We start from the raw sequence: 18154 nt of genomic DNA, 5'->3' as shown, positions 1-18154 counted from the left end.
TAAAAATGCGTTATTCCTGAATCTGCTTGTCTTGCAGCAGACGCTGTTGCAGTTGATGGTCGCGCAGGAAGGCATTGATGCGCTCGCGCTGCTCCTGCATCTGCTGCTCGCTCAGACCTTGCTGACGCACACCGGTCCGGCTGCCATCCTGGGGATAGTGCACGCTCACCGGCGCAGCACTGCCACCCACGGGTATGGTATTGAGCACCGGGCTGGTCGGCACACCATCCTTGCCCTGGTACTGCTGCACGCCGAAGATGACGGCGGCAGCCACGGAGGCGGCAATGGCATACTGCCCCACTTGCTGGCCAAAGCGGCGAACGAAGGGGATCACCTTGCCGGCGGGCTGCACCTGGGGCGCAGCAGGCTGTGCCGGCTTGGGCGCCAGTATGGCGGGTTCATCCTCCAGCGCCAGCATGATGCTGTCGCTGAGATCCAGTTGCAGATTGACCGGCAGGTCACCCCGCATGGCATCACCGATCAGATGGTAACGCGACCAGGTATCCTGCAGAGCGGGATCCGTTCCCAGCTCGTTCAGTACCTCGATTTCGCTGAGGTCGCCATCCATCAGGGCTGAAAGTTGCTCTTTATTTGCCATAAGTTTGCCTGTCTTTCCCCAGTTAATGCTCGATCAGAGGTTGCAGCTTTTTATCGATTGCTTCCCTCGCCCGGAAGATGCGGGATCTCACCGTACCCACCGGGCAATCCATGATCTCCGCAATCTCCTCGTAGCTCAGCCCTTCCATTTCACGAAGGGTGATCGCCGTTCTCAAATCTTCTGGCAAGGCTTCTATGGCGGTAAACACAGTACGCTTGATCTCGTCGGTCAGCGCCAGGTTTTCCGGGGTGGCCACCTCTTGCAGGGCTTCACCACCACCATAATATTCAGCCTCGTCCGCTTCGACATCACTGCTGGGCGGTCTGCGCCCCTGTGACGTCAGGTAGTTTTTGGCCGTGTTGACGGCGATCCGGTACAACCAGGTGTAAAACGCGCTCTCGCCACGGAATGTCGGCAACGCACGGTAGGCCTTGATAAAGGCCTCCTGCGCCACATCCGGTACATCGCCCGGATTGTTGACATACCTGGCCACCAGGTTGACCACCTTGTGCTGGTACTTGCGTACCAACAGGTTGAATGCATTTTTATCGCCACGCTGGACCCGTTCAACCAGCTGTTCGTCCAGTAGATTCTGGTCGCTCATCAGAGCCGTAAAACCCCCATCAGGTTATCGTTTTTCTTTTCCGGCCCCTTCTAAGCGCACAAGTTCAGACAGGAGGAATCAGGGAAAGTTCGCTTGCATTGAAAAAAATGTGATGCGGGCTGCATCACAACCCCCCTTGGGCTACCATGGGGCCAGTTCTTAATCCAGGCCAATGATACTTATGAAAGCAAGTGTTGAATACCTTTGCGACGTACTCATCATTGGCAGCGGTGCCGCCGGTCTGTCCCTCGCGTTGCGATTGGCAGACCAGGCCAAAGTCCTGGTTCTGAGCAAGGGGCCCATCAGTGAGGGGGCCACTCTCTATGCGCAAGGAGGCATCGCTGCCGTGTTCGACGAGACCGACAGCATCGAATCCCACGTGAGCGACACGCTCAACGCCGGCGCCGGGTTGTGCGACCCGGCGGTGGTGGAGTTCACCGCCCGCAACGCCCGCGACTCCATCCAGTGGCTCATTCAGCAAGGGGTCCCCTTCGATCAGGAAGAGGATGCCGAGGGGGAATCCCACTATCACCTGACCCGGGAAGGGGGCCACAGCCATCGCCGCATCTTCCACGCGGCCGACGCCACCGGCAAGGCGGTGCAGCTCACCCTGATCGACCAGGTGCGCGCCCACCCCAACATCCAGCTGATGGAGCGCTTCAACGCGGTCGATCTCATCACCACCCGCAAGCTGGGTCTGCCGGGCAACAAGGTACTGGGAGCCTATGTCTGGAATCGCAACGCCGAGCAGGTCGAGGTGATCCGCGCCCGCTTCGTGGCGCTGGCCACCGGCGGGGCCTCCAAGGTGTACCAGTACACCTCCAACCCCGATGTAAGCTCCGGCGATGGCATCGCCATGGCATGGCGCGCCGGCTGCCGGGTGGCGAACCTGGAGTTCAACCAGTTCCACCCCACCAGCCTGTTCCACCCGGACGACCCCAACTTCCTGCTGACCGAAGCGCTGCGTGGCGAGGGGGCCTATCTGCGCCGCCCCGACGGCAGCCGCTTCATGCCGGAGTTTGACGAGCGGGCCGAGCTGGCCCCGCGGGACATCGTCGCCCGCGCCATCGACCACGAGATGAAGCGCCTCGGGGCGGATTGCATGTATCTGGACATCAGCCACAAGCCGGCGGATTTCATCATCAAGCACTTCCCGACCATTTATGAGCGCTGCCTCGCGGTCGGTATCGACATCACCAAGGAGGCGATGCCCATCGTCCCGGCGGCCCACTACACCTGTGGCGGCGTGATGATCGACAACAACGGCCAGACCGACATCCCCGGCCTCTATGCCATCGGCGAGGTGACCTATACCGGGTTGCACGGCGCCAATCGCATGGCCTCCAACTCCCTGCTCGAATGCGTGGTCTATGCCCACCAGGCGGGAGCCGACATCCTGGCCAAGCTGCCCACCAGCGTGGCGCCCCCCAGCCTGCCGGCCTGGGACGAGAGCCAGGTGGATGACTCGGACGAGCAGGTGGTGATCCAGCACAACTGGCACGAGCTGCGGCTGATGATGTGGGACTACGTGGGCATAGTGCGCACCAACAAGCGCCTGGCCCGGGCCAAGCGTCGCATCGATCTGCTCAAGCAGGAGGTGCAGGAGTACTACGCCAACTTCCGGGTCTCCAACAACCTGCTGGAGCTGCGCAACCTGTTGCAGGTGGCCGAGCTCATCGTCAACTGCGCCCTGGAGCGCAAGGAGTCTCGCGGTTTGCACTACAACCTGGATTATCCGGACATGCAGCCGGACTCCAAGCCGACCGTGCTGACCCCGGATCGGGAATGACGCCGGATCAGGAATAAGGCCGTTGCGTTCGATTCGGGCGTATGCCCTCCCCCAGATGACCCCGCCCAGGCGGGGTCATCTGCTATGAGCGGCAGATGTGGCAGGTAGAGAGAGACGCCCCTAGCGGACAGCGAGGTGGATGGCGCGGGCCAGGGCGCGGTAGTGTGCAGGGGCCAGGGCATCGGAGAAGAGCCAGAGCTGCCCCTCGGAGCCCTCCACCGTCTTCAGCCGCAACCAGAGCACCCCGGGCAGGATGCGGCTGCGGGGATCCAGCCGATGGCGCCCCCCTTGCCACTCGAGCCACTCCCCATCCCAGACGAGCACGCCGCTCGCCGCCGGATGGCGGCGCAACGCGCGCCACAGACTCAGCCCCCAGACAGGGAGGAACAGCCCCCATTGCCAGCCCTGGATCAGGCTGGCGACGGGCAAGAGCAGCAACAGAAACAGGATGCACAGCAGCAGACGCTGATGGCGGGAGGCGATCACGGGCATCACTACCCGCTGGGGAGACGCGAGGCTGGCCATGAGGGGTGGCGGTCGCGAGTCGGGCTCAGCGCAGGCTGTCGTGGCGGGCCTGGTTGCGCTCGAGGATCAGGGGGATCATGGCGGCAAAATCGGGATCCTCGGGCACGCCGTGACCCATGCACCAGCGGAACAGCTCGGGATCCTCGCACTCCAGCAGGCGGATGAAGGTGCGCTGTTCGGCCTCGCCGAGGCCATCGAACTCGTGCTCAAAGAAGGGCATAAAGATCACATCCAGCTCGAGCATGCCGCGACGGCAGGCCCACTTCAGGCGGGACTTCTCACTTGGGTTCAACATGGAACTCTCCTTACAAAGACCGGGGAATGGTAGCAGCAGGATTTTCCGGCTGACAAACATTCCTTACGTCTTTACCATGCAGGTCACATACTTTCTGTCTCTGGAATCCCATCGTGAGCCTGCCGACCCCTCTTCTTCCTGCCGAGCCGACCCTGTTTTCCCTGACCAATCTGGCCATCACCCGCCTCGGCGGCCCGGATCGCGCCAAGTATCTGCAAGGTCAGGTCACCTGCGACGTCAACGCCCTGCAACCGGGCCAGAGCACCCTCGGCGGCCACTGCGATCCCAAGGGCAAGCTGTGGAGCGATTTTCGCCTGCTCTGCCTGGAAGACAGCCTGCTGATGCTGACCAAGCCCTCGGTGCTGGCCCGCCAGCTGCCGGAGCTCAAGAAGTTTGCGATCTTTGCCAAGGTCGAGATTGGCGAGTTTCAGGGCAGCCTGACCGGACTGGCCGGTCAGGGGACGGACGACTGGATGGCACAACACTTCGCGCTGACCGGCACCGGCCTGGTGGAGGGCGGCATGGCAGTCAGGGTGGAGGCGGACCGCTGGCTGCTGGCGAGCACATCCCCGCAGGCCCTGAACCTGCCGGTGGGCGACGAAGGACTCTGGTGGGGGCTGGAAATCAAAGCCGGTCTCCCTCATCTGGAAGCTGTCCATCAGGGGGAATACATCCCCCAGATGCTGAACCTGCAAGCCCTTGATGGCATCAGCTTCAACAAGGGCTGCTACATGGGGCAGGAGACGGTGGCGCGCGCCAAGTATCGCGGCGCCAACAACCGCGCCCTCTTCGTGCTGAGCGGCACCGCCGCAACGCAGGTGGCCAGCGGTGACACCCTGGAGATCCAGCTCGGTGACAACTGGCGCCGCAGCGGTCTGGTGCTCAATGCCTGGCAGCAGCAGGGTCAGGTGTGGCTCACCGCCGTGCTGCCCAAGGATACCGAGGCCGACGCCCGCTTCCGCCTCAAGCTGGAAGAGGGCTCCAGCCTCAGTCTGCAGCCCCTGCCCTATGCGTTGATCGACTGAATCCCCCCCTAGCGAGGCACCCGCGCCAGCAGTGCCTCCTGCAACCAGCGCCCCGCCTGCCCGAGCGGGCGGGCGCGATACCACTGCAACTCCAGCGCCAGTTCCGCCTCGGCGATGAAGTCCGGCTTGAGCACCACCAGCTCCCCCCGCGCCAGGGGCCGGTGCAGCAGAAACTCGGGCACCGCCGCCCATCCCAGCCCCAGTTTCACCAGCTCCAGGATCCCGAGATCCCCCTCCACCCACCACACTTGCGCCGAGAGGCGGAAGCGATGGCGCTCCGTCCCCTCCCGCCGTCCGGTCACCATCAACTGGCGAGCCCCTTGCAGGTCGCTCTCCTTCAACGGCGTCTTGTGGGCCAGAGGGTGATCCGGAGAGACCACCAGGGGCATGGTGACCGTCCCCAGGGAGCGGGAGACCAGCTCCCGCTCGGGGTGCGCCTTCTGATAGCTGATGCCGAGCTGGGCGCGGCCGCTCTTGAGCAGCTCGGTCACGTCCTCCATCAGCGGGAACAGCAGCTCCAGCTCCACCGCCGGGTAGCGGCTGGCGAACTCCTCCAGCAGGGAACCAAGCCAGGGCAGGTGGGAGTCATCGTCGATGGCCAGGGTGAGGCGCGACTCGACGCCGTTGGCCAGCTCGCCGGCGATGGCCTGCAGTCGCTCGCTCTGGGCCAGCAGCACCCCCGCCTCCTGACAGATGCGGGCCCCCGCCTCGGTCAGCACGGGATAGCGGCCGCTGCGATCGAACAGCGCAAGGCCGAGATCGATCTCCAGGTTGGCGATGGCGGCACTCACCACCGACTGGGCCTTGCCCAGCCTGCGCGCCGCCGCCGAGAACGACCCGGTCTCGGCCGTCGCCAGCAATGCCTTGAAGTGTTCCAGTGAAGGGGTCATGAGCCTGCTCCGCCGTGCTGTTGTGTCGTCACATCTATCTATTTTAGCGATAGATACTAACGTGAATCTATCTGGTTTTGGCGATACATTGCCGCCATTCCCTGATCAAAGAGAGAGACAGACCATGCGTACGACCCGTGACCGCCTGCGCCACGCCATCGGCTTCGAATTGATTGGCCTGCTGATCGCCGCCCCGCTGGCCAGCTGGGTGACCGGCGTCGGGCTCAACCACATGGGCCCCCTGGCCCTGTTCTTCTCGGTGGTCGCCACCGTCTGGAACTATGTCTACAACATCGGGGTGGACAAGCTGCTGCTGCGCTATCAGGGCCACACCCACAAGGCGCTGTGGCAGCGTGTGTTGCACACCCTGGGATTCGAGGGGGGCCTTCTGATCGTGGCCCTGCCGGTGATGTCCTGGTGGCTCGACATCGGCCTGCTGGAGGCGCTGGTGCTGGATATGGGCTTCGTGCTCTTCTACCTGGTCTATGCCTTCGTCTACAACTGGAGCTACGACAAGGTGTTCCCCATTCCCATGGGACAGGTGCAGAAGGCGCTGGGATAAGCGATTCGAGGGGTAAGGGCGAGGCACCATCATGCGATGGCATGATGGTGCTGAAGAGGGCCTCGCGGGGTCAGGCCTGGGCCTTGACCTCTTCCGGCGGGGTATCGTCCTGCCTGGTTTCCTGGCGCATCATGGCTTCGAGGTCGCTCTGGTACTGGTTCAGCATGCGCTGGGCCGCCACCATGTCCCCCTTGTGCAGGCGCTCGAACAGATGATGCTGCACCACGCCGTTGAGGTACTCCACCGTGATGGGTTGCTCCAACGCCGACAACAGCTCCTCTTTTTCCAGCTCCGCATTGATCTCGTCGACACTGGTACGCAGCAGACCGGCCAGTTGCACCAGCATGCGGCGCTCCCCTTCACGCAACAGGCTCAACATGCGGTTTCTCTGCTGCTCATTCTGTTGGGTCATACATTTCCTTACGTAGAATTGGAACAAGCCCGCTCATTCTGCCCTGTCCTTTTCACAGCGTCCATCTCGGGCGCATGACTTATTCCGGGTGCGGGGGGCCGGGTGCTATTTGCCCCCCGGCCCGGTATAGTAGCGGCTGATCCAGGGGGCCCGTGCGCCCCGTTGCCGAGACCGTCCATCCCTATGACCGACGCCATTCTGGTGCTCTGCACCTGCCCCGACGAGACCAGTGCAGACCGCCTCTGCGAGCAGCTGCTCGACCAGCGCCTCGCCGCCTGCATCAACCAGCTGCCCGGGGTTACCTCCGTCTATCGCTGGCAGGGCAAGACGGAGCGAACCCGGGAGATCCAGCTCGTCATCAAGAGTCGGGCCGCTCTGTTCGAACCCCTGCGCCAGTGCATTCTCGCCCACCATCCCTACGAGGTACCGGAGATCCTGGCGCTCCCGGCAAGCAAGGGCCACCCTGCCTATCTCGACTGGTTGACACAGGAGACCTCATGACCGCCTCTCGCCCCCTCTCCTTCCTGTTGATGCTGCTGGGCCTGCTCTGTGTCCTGACGACGGCCCCCGCCCGGGCCAGCAGCCAGGATCTGCTCGGCAGCCTCGGCATCGAGACCCAGCCCAGATTCCTCAAGGTGGATCAGGCCTTCGCCCTCGAGAGCGAACAACAGGGTGATCGGCTGCTGCTCCGGATACGCATCGCCGACGGCTACTACCTCTATCGCCACAGCATCCGTGTGAAGGGAGAGAACCTCGCCTTTGACGAGCCCGTCCTGCCCCCCGGCACCGAGCACGAGGATGACTTCTTCGGCAAGAGCCGGGTCTATTACCAGGAGGTGCAGATCCCCGTGGCGCTGACCCGGGTCGGGGACGCGGCCAGCCTCACCCTGAGTTACCAGGGCTGCACCGAGGGACTCTGCTACCCACCGACCGACAAGCGGATCGCCGTCGAGCCCCTCGCCGCCCCCGCCCGGGCGGAAGCGGCGGCCCCCCTTCAGGGCACCGACGTGCCGGGCAGCCAGCAGGACAGGCTGGCGGCCGCCCTCGGCAGCCAGGGGTTCTGGATCAGCGTCGCCGCCTTCTTCGCTCTGGGTCTGGGCCTCGCCTTCACCCCCTGCGTCTTCCCCATGTATCCCATCCTGACCGGGATCATCGCCGGGGCCGGGCATCGCCTCTCCACCCGTCGCGCCTTCCTGCTCTCCTTTGTCTATGTGCAGGGGATGGCGGTCACCTATACCCTGCTCGGGCTCGTCGTCGCCTCGGCGGGCCTGCAATTCCAGGCGGCCCTTCAACACCCCTATGTGCTCATCGGCCTCTCGGTGATGTTCGTGCTGCTCGCCCTCTCCATGTTCGGGCTCTACACCCTGCAACTGCCGAGCAGCCTGCAAACCCGTCTCTCGGGCTTCTCCAACCGCCAGCAGGGCGGATCCGTGGCCGGCGTCGCCATCATGGGCATGATCTCGGGACTGGTCTGCTCCCCCTGCACCACAGCGCCACTCTCAGGGGCCCTTATCTACGTGGCCCAGAGTGGCGATCTCTGGCTCGGCGGTGCGGCCCTCTATGCCCTCTCCCTGGGCATGGGGCTGCCGCTGCTCTTGCTCGGCACCTCTGGCGGCAAGCTGCTGCCCAGGGCCGGCGCCTGGATGGATGTGATCAAGCAACTCTTCGGGTTTGCGCTGCTGGCGGTACCCATCCTGCTGCTCTCAAGGCTCCTGAGCGACCAGATGTCCACCCTGCTCTGGCTCGGCTGGGGGCTGGTGCTGTGCGGTTATCTCTATCACCACAACCAGCATCGCGCCCATTCGGTGGGCAAGAGCCTCGGCGGCTTCGTCCTGCTTCTGGCGATGATGGGTCTGGTGGTGGTGGGCAAGGATCTGCTGCTGCCACCCGAGGGGGCCAATGCCGCCGCCCAGACCCAGGCCCCCCGATTCAACCGCATCAAGACCCTGGACGATCTCAAGGTGCAGCTTGCCGCCGCCCGCGGCAAGCCGGTGCTGCTGGATCTCTACGCCGACTGGTGCGTGGCCTGCAAGGAGTTCGAGCACAAGACCTTCAGCGACCCCGATGTGCAGGCGCGCTTCGGCGAGATGGTGCTGCTGCAGGCGGACGTCACCGCCAACGACGACGCCGACGTGGATCTGCTCAACGGCCTCAACGTGCTGGGATTGCCGACACTCCTCTTCTTCGATCGCGATGGCAACGAGGTGAACGGCCAGCGGGTGACCGGCTTCATGGGGCCTGCCGAATTTCTCGGCCAGCTGGACAAGCTGCGCTAGATGGAGCTTCGGCGTCTGTCAGCGTTTCACCCAGAGCACAGGGGCTGGCTGGAGGAAGTTGTCATGGCAGCCCCAGCCTACAGCTGGCTGACCGAAAGCAAGGGGCCTGCCCCTGCGGATGCCGAAGAGATACTCAAGGTCTGTCCACCGGGGATGGGGCAAGAGGACAAGTTTGTGCTGGCCGTGCTGGAGGGCGAAGAATTGCTTGGCTGCGTCGATCTCATCCGTGGCTATCCCACACCGGATACCGCCTATCTCGGTCTGCTGCTGTTGAAGGAGTGCAGGCAAGGCCGTGGCATCGGCAGCCAAGTCGTCCTACGGCTCATGGAGATGGCGGCAAACTGGGGTTGCACCAACATGCGGCTCGGGGTCATAGAAACCAACCTGCCAGCCCTGCATTTTTGGACCAAGCACGGCTTCCAGCAAGTAGATCGCAAACAGATCGCCGGGTTCAGCGGCGATACCCTGGTCATGACCTGCATCGTTCGCCGTCCCCTTCCCTCGGACCTCCCATAGACTGCTGATTTTTCTGGCTATCCCTTGTATCTGGCCCGTACCGTGGCAAACTTTGCCCCTCCTGTCTCGCATCATCCGGAGTTTTGATGAAAAAGTGGTTCATCCCCCTGCTGGCCCTCTGGCTTTATGGCTGCAACGCAGGTCCCGGTGAAGAGACCATCCAAAGCCAGGTCACCGCCAGGTTGCAGGCGGGCACAGATGCTGACCTGTTCGACATCCGCGACTTCGCCGTGCTCGGCAAGGAGGAGCGGATGGAGGGGGTCTATCTGGTCAAGGTGAGCTACCAGCTCCACTTCAAGCAGGGACTGGATCAGTTGCAGGTGCTGCACGACGAGGATCTCGTCTATGACAGGGCCGGCCCCTTCCAGCAGGAGATGGGGCTGATGGAGCTCGAGCGCAAATATGGCGACTTCGAGGCAGGCCAGGCCCTGGCGCAGGAGACCCAGGTCTGGATGATGAAGACGGAGCAGGGCTGGCGCCTGGCCGAGCCAGACGCGACGCAGCAGGGATAATCCCGAGCCCCCCTCCCCCTAGAGCAGATCCTTCAACCGATACCAGAGCATCCCGAGCGCCAGCAGCGGAGAGCGCAACGCCGGGCCACCCGGGAAGGTCATGTGAGGGACGCGGCTGAAGAGATCGAAGCCCCGGCTCTCCCCCTTGATCGCCTCCGCCACCAGCTTGCCCGCCATGTGGGTGGCATTGAGGCCATGGCCCGAATAGGCCTGGGCATAGAAGACGTTGGGATGCTGCTCGAGGCGGCCTATCTGGGGCAGCCGGTTGGCGCCAATCCCGATCATCCCGCCCCACTGAAACTCGATGGCGGTGCCAGCCAGCTCGGGGAAGACCCGCAGCATCTTGGGCAGCATGAAGGCCTTGATATCGCGGGGATCCCTTCCCGAGTAGTTGCAGGCCCCGCCGAACAGCAGGCGACCGTCCGCCGACAGCCGATAGTAGTCGAGCGCCACATTCTGATCGCACACCGCCATGTTCTGTGGCAGCAAGCGCTGGCGCAGGCGCTTCTCCAGCACCTGGGTGGCGAGAATGTAGGAGCCCGCCGGCAGCACCTTGCCCCCGAGATCGGGCTGGAGGTCGCCCAGGTAAGCGTTGCAGCCGATCACCAGGTAGTCCGCGCTGACCCGGCCGTGGGCCGTGGTCACCTCGACCCGCTCGCCGTAGTCGATGTGGGTCACCCTTGAGTGTTCGAACAGGGAGACCCCGAGACTGGCTGCCGCACGCGCTTCGCCGAGAGCCAGGTTGAGAGGATGCAGGTGACCGGAGCCCATGTCGATCATCCCGCCGATATAGCGATCCGACCCGACCACGGTGTGCATCTCCTCCCGCGCCACCATTTTCAGTGCGTGCCGGTAACCCAGGCTAGCCAGGTGCTCGGCATCCTCCTCGAACCCCTTCAGGTGGCGCGCCTTGGTGGCAAGATCGCAATAGCCCCAGGTGAGATCGCACTCGATATTGAAACGCTCGACCCGCTCGCGCACCAGCTGCACCGCTTCGATCCCCATGAGATCCAGCTCCCGCACGCCCGCTTCGCCAATCCAGCGGGCAAACTGGCTGGTATCGTGGCCGATGCCGCGGATCAGCTGGCCGCCGTTGCGCCCCGACGCTCCCCAACCAATGCGGTTCGCCTCCAGCAGCACCACCTTGTAGCCGGCATCGGCCAGGTTGATGGCGGTGTTGAGGCCGGTGAAACCGCCACCGATGACGCAGACGTCCGCATCCAGCTCACCACTGAGCTCGGGCCACTGCCGATGGTCGTTGCGAGTGGCCGCGTAATAGGAGGCCGTGTGTTCCTGATGTCCCTGTCTTCCTGTCTGCATGCTCAGCATCCTGCCTGGTTGCATTCGTTTACTAAATTAAACGGGTGTCATCGATAATACTCAGCCCCCCATCCCCAATCCAGCCCGTCAGGATCACAGAAATGCAAAAGGCGCCCCGAAGGGCGCCTTTTCATGCAATCAAGGTGCTGCGAATTACAGTACGTCGATGGCGTTCAGGTCGGAGAAGGCCTTCTCCAGACGCGCGATCATGGAAGTCTGACCGGCACGCAGCCATACGCGCGGATCGTAGAACTTCTTGTTCGGCTTGTCGGCACCTTCCGGGTTGCCCAGCTGGCCTTGCAGGTAGGCTTCGTTGGACTTGTAGAAGTTCAGCACGCCTTCCCAGGTCGCCCACTGGGTGTCGGTGTCGATGTTCATCTTCACCACGCCGTAGGAGATGGATTCGCGGATCTCTTCCAGGGTAGAGCCGGAGCCACCGTGGAACACGAAGTCCAGGGACTTGGCAGGCAGACCGAACTTCTCGGAGACGTACTTCTGGGAGTTGTCCAGGATCTTCGGAGTCAGCTTGACGTTACCCGGCTTGTACACACCGTGCACGTTGCCGAAGGAGGCAGCGATGGTGAAGCGCGGGCTGATCTTGGACAGACGCTCGTAGGCGTAGGCCACGTCTTCCGGCTGGGTGTACAGGGAGGATTGGTCCAGGTGGCTGTTGTCCACGCCGTCTTCTTCACCGCCGGTGCAGCCCAGTTCCAGCTCCAGAGTCATGTTCATCTTGGCCATGCGGGTCAGGTACTCGCAGCAGATGTCGATGTTCTCTTCCAGAGACTCTTCGGACAGATCCAGCATGTGGGAGGAGAACAGCGGCTTGCCGGTTTCGGCGAAGTGCTTCTCACCGGCATCCAGCAGACCGTCGATCCACGGCAGCAGCTTCTTGGCGGCGTGGTCGGTGTGCAGGATCACCGGCACACCGTAGGCTTCGGCAACGGCGTGCACGTGCTTGGCACCGGAGATGGCACCCAGGATGGCAGCTTGCTGGCCTTCCAGCTTCAGACCCTTGCCGGCGGTGAACACGGCACCACCGTTGGAGAACTGTACGATAACCGGGGCTTTGACCTTGGCAGCAGCTTCCAGCACGGCGTTCACGGAGTCGGTACCGACGCAGTTGACGGCCGGCAGAGCGAAGCCGTTTTCCTTGGCGATGGCGAACACTTTCTGAACGTCATCACCAGTGATCACGCCGGGTTTTACGAAGTCGAAAATTTTCTTAGACATGTTTAATCGTCCTGTCTCGTATGCCGTTAATAAAAAGTGGGGGGTTCATCATGAACCGGCACAGCGGCCACATGATAAACGAAACGGGAGGCTTTTGCCCCCCGTCCCGGGTCAATTAGGCTTTGGCGCGCTCTTCGAGAATCGCGACAGCCGGCAGTACCTTGCCTTCTACGAACTCCAGGAAGGCGCCGCCGCCGGTGGAGATGTAGGAGACCTTGTCGGCGATGCCGAACTTGTCGATGGCAGCCAGGGTGTCACCACCGCCAGCGATGGAGAAGGCCGGGGAAGCGGCGATGGCTTCGGCGATCACCTTGGTGCCTTCAGCGAACTGGTCGAACTCGAACACGCCGACCGGGCCGTTCCACAGGATGGTCTTGGCGTTCATGATGATGTCGGCCAGGGCCTTGGCGGAATCCGGACCGATGTCGAAGATCATGTCGCCGTCAGTCACGTCGGACACGGACTTGATGGTGGCCGGGGTGGATTCGGAGAATTCGCTACCCACAACCACGTCGGTGGTCACCGGAATGTTGGTTTCGGCAGCCAGCTTCTTGGCGGTGTCGATCAGGTCGTGCTCGCACAGGGACTTGCCGACGTTGTGACCGGCAGCAGCGATGAAGGTGTTGGCGATGCCACCACCGACCACCAGCTGGTCAGCGATCTTGGAGAGGGATTCGAGTACGGTCAGCTTGGTGGAGACCTTGGAGCCACCCACGATGGCAACCATGGGGCGCTCGGGCTTCAGCATGGCTTTGCCCAGGGCTTCCAGTTCACCGGCCAGCAGGGGGCCTGCACAGGCAACCGGCGCGAACTGGGCCACACCGTAGGTGGAGCCTTCGGCACGGTGAGCAGTACCGAACGCATCCATTACAAAGACGTCACACAGGGCGGCGTATTTTTTGGCCAGATCGATGGTGTTCTTCTTCTCGCCTTTGTTGAAACGGCAGTTTTCCAGCACAACCAGCTCACCGGCGGCGACGTCTACGCCATCCAGGTAGTCTTTGGCCAGACGAACCGGGCAGGACAGTGCGTCTTTCAGATAGTTGACAACCGGAGCCAGGGAGAATTCTTCGTTGTATTCACCCTCGGTCGGACGACCCAGGTGGGAGGTGATCATCAGCTTGGCGCCCTTTTCCAGAGCCAGCTTGATGGTCGGCAGAGTCGCAACGATACGTGCATCGGAAGTGACCTTGCCGTCTTTTACCGGCACGTTCAGGTCAGCACGGATCAGAACGCGTTTGCCCGCCAGATCCAGGTCGGTCATCTTGATAACAGACATATTCAGTCCTCTATATATTTTCAGGTAATGTTAAAAAAACAGTAACCTTGCGCCCGGTGCAGACTTTCAGCCTGCGGCCATCATGGCCCGGGTGGTATCCAGCATGCGGTTGGCGAAGCCCCATTCGTTATCGCACCACATCAACATCTTGACGAGGTTGGCATCGCTGACCCGGGTCTGGGTACCATCAATGATGCAGGAGTGTGCATCATGATTAAAGTCTACGGAGACCAGTGGCTCTTCCGTGTAGTCCAGAATACCGTGTAATGTACCTCTGGATGCCCGTTGCAGGGCTTGATTTACGTCACTAACTGTCACTTTTTTACGAACAGTAATGCTCAGATCCATGGCGGTTACATTGATGGTGGGTACCCGCACCGCGATCGCCTCGAACTTGCCGGCGAAGTGGGGAAGGATACGTTCCAACCCCTTTGCCAGCTTGGTGTCCACCGGGATGATGGACTGGCTGGCTGCCCGGGTTCTGCGCAAGTCGCCGTGATAGGCATCGATGACTTGCTGATCGTGCATGGCCGAATGAATTGTCGTAATAGTACCACAATTTATCTCGAATTCTCGATGCAATGTTTCGATGACGGGGACCACGCAGTTGGTGGTGCAGGAGGCGTTGGAGACGATCCGCTCCCGCCCGGTCAGCACCTGGTGGTTGACCCCGTAGACGATGGTGGCGTCCACATCCGCGTCCGCCGGATGGGAGAAGAGCACCTTGCCCGCTCCCGCCCCCAGATGCAGCTCGGCATCGGCCCGGGAGCCAAACACCCCGGTGCAGTCCAGCACCACGTCCACCCCCAGCGCCCGCCACGGCAAGTTCGACGGATCCCGCTCGGCAAACAGGGCGATGAGATCCTCCCCCACCTGCATGCTGTTGCCCGCCAGCTGCACCGGATAGCGGAACCGGCCGTGACTGGTGTCGAAGCGGGTCAGGTGCACCATGGCCTCGGGGGCCGCCAGCTCGTTGATGGCCACTATCTTGATGGTCTTGTCGCGGCCGCTCTCGTAGAGGGCCCGCAGCACGTTGCGGCCGATGCGGCCATAGCCGTTGATGGCAATCTTGATCATGGAAACGTTGTGTCCTTAGCTGCGACAAAGGGATGGGAGGAAGGGGCGACTCACGAGAGCAGTGCCTCGCGAAAGACGCCGCGGGCCAGCAGTGCGGCACCGAATACACCGGCGCTGTCCCCCAGGGCCGGCGCTATCATGGGGGTGGCGAAGCGGGGGTTGAACAGGAAGGGCAATACCGTTTCGCGCCCGGCGCGATAGAGGCTCTGCACATTGCCCACGCCGCCACCGATGACGATGACGTCCGGATCGAGAATATTGATCACGTTGGCGAGGGCCTGGCCGAACAGCAGGTGCAACCTGTCCATGGTGAGCCTGGCGACATGATCATGGGCACTGGCCGCAGCAATCTGGGCGAGCGAGAGGCGGCGTTTGGTCCTGGCCTCGTACCAGGCCTCCAGCGCCGGGCCGCTGATGAGGGTTTCGACGCAGCCGCGCTTGCCGCAGTAGCACTCTGGCCCCTCCGGCAACAGGACGTTGTGCCCCCACTCCCCGGCGATGCCGTGGTGACCGTTGAGGATCTGGCCGTTGATGACGATGCCGGCCCCGACCCCGGTGCCCATGATGATGCCAAACACCACTTTTGCATCGGGATGCTGCTGGCGCACCGCCCCCAGATGGGTTTCCGCCAGGGCGAAACAGTTGGCGTCGTTGGCGATGAGCACGGGGACGCCCAGCCTGCGCTCCAGATCTTCCTTGAGCGGCTTGCCGTTGAACTCGGTGGTGTTGCTGTTTTTCAGCAGCCCGGTCTGGGGGTCCCGGGCCCCCGGCGTCCCCATGCCGATGAGTGCAGGACGCTGACCGAGTTTGGCGGCACACTCGTCCACCAGTTTGGCGATCTGGCCCAGCATGTGCTGGTAGCCGCCGTGCCGTTCAGTGGGAATGCGGTGGCGCAGCAGCACCTCGTCGCCATCGAGCACCACGCACTCGCACTTGGTCCCGCCAAGGTCGATGCCCCAATCCCACGCCCGCTTCTCCATCCAGCCTCCTGCCCCTCAACGACCCCATCCCGGCCACGACTGCCAACATGGGGGTGCAGTGTAACCCGAGCCGCGACCAGGATGTAGCCCCCTGTGTCACGGACAGCAAAACGGGGCCCGCAGGCCCCGTTCATCACGCTGTTTGCCGCGCTCAGCGACCGTGGTACCGGGCGGAGAGCTCATGCACCGCGTTGACGAACACGCCAGCGTGTTCCGGGTCCACATCCTGATGGATGCCGTGCCCCAGGTTGAAGACATGGCCGTTGCCATGACCGAAACCGGCCAGAATGGTGGCGACCTCTTCGCGGATCCGCTCCGGGGTGGCGTAGAGCATGGAGGGGTCCATGTTGCCCTGCAGCGCCACCTTGTCGCCGACCCGGCGTTTGGCGTCCGCGATGTCGGTGGTCCAGTCCAGCCCCAACGCATCGCAGCCGGTGGCGGCGATCTGCTCCAGCCACTGGCCGCCGTTCTTGGTGAACAGGGTGACCGGCACACGGCGACCCTCATGTTCACGGATCAGGCCATCGACGATCTTGTGCATGTACTGCAGGGAGAAATCGCGGTAATCCCGCGGGGTGAGCACGCCGCCCCAGGTATCGAACACCATGACCGCCTGGGCACCCGCCCTGATCTGGGCGTTGAGATAGCTAATCACGCTGTCCGCCAGCTTGTCGAGCAGCAGGTGCAGGGTCTGCGGCTCTGCATACATCATCTGCTTGATCTTGGTGAACGCCTTGGAGCTGCCCCCCTCCACCATGTAGGTGGCCAGGGTCCAGGGGCTGCCGGAGAAGCCGATGAGCGGCACGTCGCCCTTGAGCTCGCGGCGGATGGTGCGCACCGCATTCATCACGTAGCCGAGCTCGTCTTCCGGATCCGGGATGGGCAGGGCCTGCACGGCGGCCATGGAGGTGATCGGGCGCTCGAAGCGCGGGCCTTCCCCGTGCTCGAAGTAGAGGCCCAGCCCCATGGCATCGGGCACGGTCAGGATGTCGGAGAAGAGAATGGCGGCATCGAGTGGATAGCGGCGCAGGGGCTGCAAGGTGACTTCACAGGCCAGCTCGGCGTTGCGACACAGGGACATGAAATCCCCCGCAACGGCGCGGGTCGCCTTGTATTCCGGCAGATAACGGCCAGCCTGACGCATCATCCATACCGGGGTCATGTCCACTTCCTGGCGCAGCAGGGCACGCAGGTATCGATCGTTCTTCAGCTCTTTCATCCCAGTTCCTGAGTCATGTCACGCATAAAATGGCGGACATGATACCACTTTGTGCAAGGCTGAGGGCGACCCTGACGCCGCACATCGCCGCAGGAGTGCAAAGATGTGAGGGGGCGCATACAAGCGCCCCCGTTTTCCCTCAACGCGCCTCGGCGAGGCACTGTTCGATGAGCCGACGCGCTATGGTGCCATGAGGGGGCAAGCGCGGCAGCCGGTCAGCCTCAAAAAAGCCTGCCGCCACCAGTTCGTCATCCTGCACCCGGATCTCGCCGCTCTCGTAGTCGGCGGTGAAGCCCATCATCAGGCTGTGGGGGAAGGGCCAGGGCTGGCTCGCCACGTAACGCACATTGGTCACCCGGATGCCGCTCTCCTCGAACACCTCCCGCGCCACGCACTGCTCCAGATTCTCCCCTGCCTCCACGAAGCCGGCCAGCACGGTATACATGGGATCATCCGCCTGATAGTGACGGCGGTGGGCTGCCAGCAAGATGGCCGGCCCCTTGCGCACAGCGACGATGATGCAGGGGGAGATGCGCGGATAGACGACATGGCCATGATGACACCCCTGGGCCCACTCCCCTTCCCTCGGGGTCATGGGGGCGCCGCACTCACCGCAGAAACGATGGGTTCGGCGAAAAGTGGCGAGCTGCCAGGCCCGTCCTGCGAGGCGAAAGCCCTCTTCGTCCCCCGCCACCATGAGCTGGCGCAGCGGGGCCATGGCCCCGGTCTCCGCCTCCGCCCCCAGATCCAGCAGATGGCAAGGCAGGCCGTCCCACTCGTCGAAGCGCTCGAAGGGGGCTGTGTGCAGATGGGTGGGCAAAACGGCGCGGGCCCCTTGTGGAATACGCCCCTGTTCATCCAGCAGGACGAGGTGATCGCCCCCCAGCACGAACCAGAAGGCCTGTTCAGTTGATGACATATGATGAAGGCTCTTGTTGAGAATGCGCGCGGCACAGGATCGTTCGCCTCATCTTACGAGCGGGAAGGGCCGATGGCGACCCCCGACATGGCCCTCTTCTCGCCAGACACACCATGAAAAAAG

At 62.9% G+C, this 18154-nt stretch carries 20 protein-coding genes; 7 read left to right on the top strand and 13 right to left on the bottom strand.

Annotated elements, in window-relative coordinates; translation table 11 throughout:
• Positions 1 to 10: 10 nt before the first annotated feature.
• Together AB5Y80_RS20790 and rpoE are read right to left on the bottom strand one after the other, a co-directional pair.
• Complete coding sequence (locus AB5Y80_RS20790) at positions 11 to 598, bottom strand: sigma-E factor negative regulatory protein (RefSeq protein ID WP_041211670.1); 588 nt, start codon at positions 596 to 598, stop codon at positions 11 to 13.
• A gap of 22 nt (positions 599 to 620) precedes the next feature.
• Positions 621 to 1202 (bottom strand): RNA polymerase sigma factor RpoE, encoded by a 582-nt coding sequence (gene rpoE, locus AB5Y80_RS20785; protein ID WP_010675645.1) that lies wholly within the window; start codon positions 1200 to 1202, stop codon positions 621 to 623.
• A 181-nt stretch (positions 1203 to 1383) separates the two neighbouring features.
• On the opposite strand from rpoE, the gene nadB reads away from it, so the two are divergent.
• Positions 1384 to 2991 carry an L-aspartate oxidase gene (nadB, locus tag AB5Y80_RS20780; protein ID WP_048208412.1) on the top strand — a complete coding sequence of 536 codons (1608 nt, stop codon included), beginning with the start codon at positions 1384 to 1386 and terminating at the stop codon, positions 2989 to 2991.
• A 120-nt stretch (positions 2992 to 3111) separates the two neighbouring features.
• Here the strand turns inward: nadB and AB5Y80_RS20775 are convergent, their stop codons facing one another.
• Complete coding sequence (locus tag AB5Y80_RS20775) at positions 3112 to 3483, bottom strand: protein YgfX (RefSeq protein ID WP_368173492.1); 372 nt, start codon at positions 3481 to 3483, stop codon at positions 3112 to 3114.
• A gap of 58 nt (positions 3484 to 3541) precedes the next feature.
• Positions 3542 to 3811, bottom strand: coding sequence for a succinate dehydrogenase assembly factor 2 (locus tag AB5Y80_RS20770; protein ID WP_041213909.1), 270 nt, complete (start codon positions 3809 to 3811; stop codon positions 3542 to 3544).
• Between the two features lie 113 nt (positions 3812 to 3924).
• Between AB5Y80_RS20770 and ygfZ the strand changes: the two genes are divergently transcribed.
• Positions 3925 to 4836 carry a tRNA-modifying protein YgfZ gene (ygfZ, locus tag AB5Y80_RS20765; protein ID WP_199770525.1) on the top strand — a complete coding sequence of 304 codons (912 nt, stop codon included), beginning with the start codon at positions 3925 to 3927 and terminating at the stop codon, positions 4834 to 4836.
• 8 nt (positions 4837 to 4844) lie between these two features.
• Here ygfZ and AB5Y80_RS20760 read toward each other — a convergent pair whose 3' ends face one another.
• Complete coding sequence (locus tag AB5Y80_RS20760; protein ID WP_010675650.1) at positions 4845 to 5726, bottom strand: LysR family transcriptional regulator; 882 nt, start codon at positions 5724 to 5726, stop codon at positions 4845 to 4847.
• Positions 5727 to 5850: 124 nt separating this feature from the next.
• Here AB5Y80_RS20760 and AB5Y80_RS20755 point away from each other — a divergent pair, with 124 nt between their 5' ends.
• Positions 5851 to 6288 carry a PACE efflux transporter gene (locus AB5Y80_RS20755; RefSeq protein ID WP_039040541.1) on the top strand — a complete coding sequence of 146 codons (438 nt, stop codon included), beginning with the start codon at positions 5851 to 5853 and terminating at the stop codon, positions 6286 to 6288.
• A 70-nt stretch (positions 6289 to 6358) separates the two neighbouring features.
• On the opposite strand, the gene AB5Y80_RS20750 is transcribed toward AB5Y80_RS20755, so the two are convergent.
• A complete protein-coding gene (locus AB5Y80_RS20750; RefSeq protein WP_010675652.1) occupies positions 6359 to 6700 on the bottom strand; it encodes a hypothetical protein in 342 nt (113 codons plus the stop codon).
• 183 nt (positions 6701 to 6883) lie between these two features.
• On the opposite strand from AB5Y80_RS20750, the gene cutA reads away from it, so the two are divergent.
• From cutA to AB5Y80_RS20730, 4 genes are all read left to right on the top strand, one after another.
• Positions 6884 to 7201, top strand: coding sequence for a divalent-cation tolerance protein CutA (cutA, locus tag AB5Y80_RS20745; RefSeq protein WP_270829705.1), 318 nt, complete (start codon positions 6884 to 6886; stop codon positions 7199 to 7201).
• A complete protein-coding gene (locus AB5Y80_RS20740; RefSeq protein WP_368173475.1) occupies positions 7198 to 8976 on the top strand; it encodes a protein-disulfide reductase DsbD in 1779 nt (592 codons plus the stop codon). The genes cutA and AB5Y80_RS20740 overlap by 4 nt, the downstream gene beginning before the upstream one ends.
• Positions 8977 to 9039: 63 nt before the next feature.
• Positions 9040 to 9492 (top strand): GNAT family N-acetyltransferase, encoded by a 453-nt coding sequence (locus AB5Y80_RS20735; protein WP_050498250.1) that lies wholly within the window; start codon positions 9040 to 9042, stop codon positions 9490 to 9492.
• A gap of 86 nt (positions 9493 to 9578) precedes the next feature.
• A complete protein-coding gene (locus tag AB5Y80_RS20730; RefSeq protein ID WP_010675656.1) occupies positions 9579 to 10004 on the top strand; it encodes a hypothetical protein in 426 nt (141 codons plus the stop codon).
• Between the two features lie 18 nt (positions 10005 to 10022).
• Here the strand turns inward: AB5Y80_RS20730 and AB5Y80_RS20725 are convergent, their stop codons facing one another.
• From AB5Y80_RS20725 to nudC, 7 genes are all read right to left on the bottom strand, one after another.
• A complete protein-coding gene (locus tag AB5Y80_RS20725) occupies positions 10023 to 11324 on the bottom strand; it encodes an NAD(P)/FAD-dependent oxidoreductase (protein ID WP_368173474.1) in 1302 nt (433 codons plus the stop codon).
• A 153-nt stretch (positions 11325 to 11477) separates the two neighbouring features.
• Positions 11478 to 12557 carry a class II fructose-bisphosphate aldolase gene (fbaA, locus tag AB5Y80_RS20720; protein ID WP_010675658.1) on the bottom strand — a complete coding sequence of 360 codons (1080 nt, stop codon included), beginning with the start codon at positions 12555 to 12557 and terminating at the stop codon, positions 11478 to 11480.
• A gap of 115 nt (positions 12558 to 12672) precedes the next feature.
• Positions 12673 to 13836: a phosphoglycerate kinase gene (locus AB5Y80_RS20715; RefSeq protein WP_010675659.1), complete on the bottom strand. Its 1164-nt coding sequence runs from the start codon at positions 13834 to 13836 to the stop codon at positions 12673 to 12675.
• Positions 13837 to 13902: 66 nt separating this feature from the next.
• Positions 13903 to 14913, bottom strand: coding sequence for an erythrose-4-phosphate dehydrogenase (gene epd, locus AB5Y80_RS20710; protein WP_041211676.1), 1011 nt, complete (start codon positions 14911 to 14913; stop codon positions 13903 to 13905).
• Between the two features lie 50 nt (positions 14914 to 14963).
• Positions 14964 to 15893 (bottom strand): ROK family protein, encoded by a 930-nt coding sequence (locus AB5Y80_RS20705; RefSeq protein WP_042864937.1) that lies wholly within the window; start codon positions 15891 to 15893, stop codon positions 14964 to 14966.
• A 151-nt stretch (positions 15894 to 16044) separates the two neighbouring features.
• Positions 16045 to 17112: a uroporphyrinogen decarboxylase gene (hemE, locus tag AB5Y80_RS20700; RefSeq protein WP_368173473.1), complete on the bottom strand. Its 1068-nt coding sequence runs from the start codon at positions 17110 to 17112 to the stop codon at positions 16045 to 16047.
• A 139-nt stretch (positions 17113 to 17251) separates the two neighbouring features.
• Positions 17252 to 18031 carry an NAD(+) diphosphatase gene (gene nudC, locus AB5Y80_RS20695; protein WP_039040550.1) on the bottom strand — a complete coding sequence of 260 codons (780 nt, stop codon included), beginning with the start codon at positions 18029 to 18031 and terminating at the stop codon, positions 17252 to 17254.
• Positions 18032 to 18154 lie beyond the last annotated feature (123 nt).

This window comes from Aeromonas sp. R2-1, assembly GCF_040908425.1.
Lineage (GTDB): Bacteria > Pseudomonadota > Gammaproteobacteria > Enterobacterales > Aeromonadaceae > Aeromonas > Aeromonas caviae.
Note: the sequence above shows the minus strand (reverse complement) of the source record. Positions and strands in the feature narration are given on the sequence as shown.

Excerpts from the sequence above, each read along its gene's own strand:
- AB5Y80_RS20790 (WP_041211670.1), bottom strand. The coding sequence starts at position 598 with ATGGCAAATAAAGAGCAACTTTCAGCCCTGATGGATGGCGACCTCAGC.
- rpoE (WP_010675645.1), bottom strand. The coding sequence starts at position 1,202 with ATGAGCGACCAGAATCTACTGGACGAACAGCTGGTTGAACGGGTCCAG.
- nadB (WP_048208412.1), top strand. The coding sequence starts at position 1,384 with ATGAAAGCAAGTGTTGAATACCTTTGCGACGTACTCATCATTGGCAGC.
- AB5Y80_RS20775 (WP_368173492.1), bottom strand. The coding sequence starts at position 3,483 with ATGCCCGTGATCGCCTCCCGCCATCAGCGTCTGCTGCTGTGCATCCTG.
- AB5Y80_RS20770 (WP_041213909.1), bottom strand. The coding sequence starts at position 3,811 with ATGTTGAACCCAAGTGAGAAGTCCCGCCTGAAGTGGGCCTGCCGTCGC.
- AB5Y80_RS20760 (WP_010675650.1), bottom strand. The coding sequence starts at position 5,726 with ATGACCCCTTCACTGGAACACTTCAAGGCATTGCTGGCGACGGCCGAG.
- AB5Y80_RS20755 (WP_039040541.1), top strand. The coding sequence starts at position 5,851 with ATGCGTACGACCCGTGACCGCCTGCGCCACGCCATCGGCTTCGAATTG.
- AB5Y80_RS20750 (WP_010675652.1), bottom strand. The coding sequence starts at position 6,700 with ATGACCCAACAGAATGAGCAGCAGAGAAACCGCATGTTGAGCCTGTTG.
- cutA (WP_270829705.1), top strand. The coding sequence starts at position 6,884 with ATGACCGACGCCATTCTGGTGCTCTGCACCTGCCCCGACGAGACCAGT.
- AB5Y80_RS20740 (WP_368173475.1), top strand. The coding sequence starts at position 7,198 with ATGACCGCCTCTCGCCCCCTCTCCTTCCTGTTGATGCTGCTGGGCCTG.
- AB5Y80_RS20735 (WP_050498250.1), top strand. The coding sequence starts at position 9,040 with ATGGCAGCCCCAGCCTACAGCTGGCTGACCGAAAGCAAGGGGCCTGCC.
- AB5Y80_RS20730 (WP_010675656.1), top strand. The coding sequence starts at position 9,579 with ATGAAAAAGTGGTTCATCCCCCTGCTGGCCCTCTGGCTTTATGGCTGC.
- AB5Y80_RS20725 (WP_368173474.1), bottom strand. The coding sequence starts at position 11,324 with ATGCAGACAGGAAGACAGGGACATCAGGAACACACGGCCTCCTATTAC.
- fbaA (WP_010675658.1), bottom strand. The coding sequence starts at position 12,557 with ATGTCTAAGAAAATTTTCGACTTCGTAAAACCCGGCGTGATCACTGGT.
- AB5Y80_RS20715 (WP_010675659.1), bottom strand. The coding sequence starts at position 13,836 with ATGTCTGTTATCAAGATGACCGACCTGGATCTGGCGGGCAAACGCGTT.
- epd (WP_041211676.1), bottom strand. The coding sequence starts at position 14,913 with ATGATCAAGATTGCCATCAACGGCTATGGCCGCATCGGCCGCAACGTG.
- AB5Y80_RS20705 (WP_042864937.1), bottom strand. The coding sequence starts at position 15,893 with ATGGAGAAGCGGGCGTGGGATTGGGGCATCGACCTTGGCGGGACCAAG.
- hemE (WP_368173473.1), bottom strand. The coding sequence starts at position 17,112 with ATGAAAGAGCTGAAGAACGATCGATACCTGCGTGCCCTGCTGCGCCAG.
- nudC (WP_039040550.1), bottom strand. The coding sequence starts at position 18,031 with ATGTCATCAACTGAACAGGCCTTCTGGTTCGTGCTGGGGGGCGATCAC.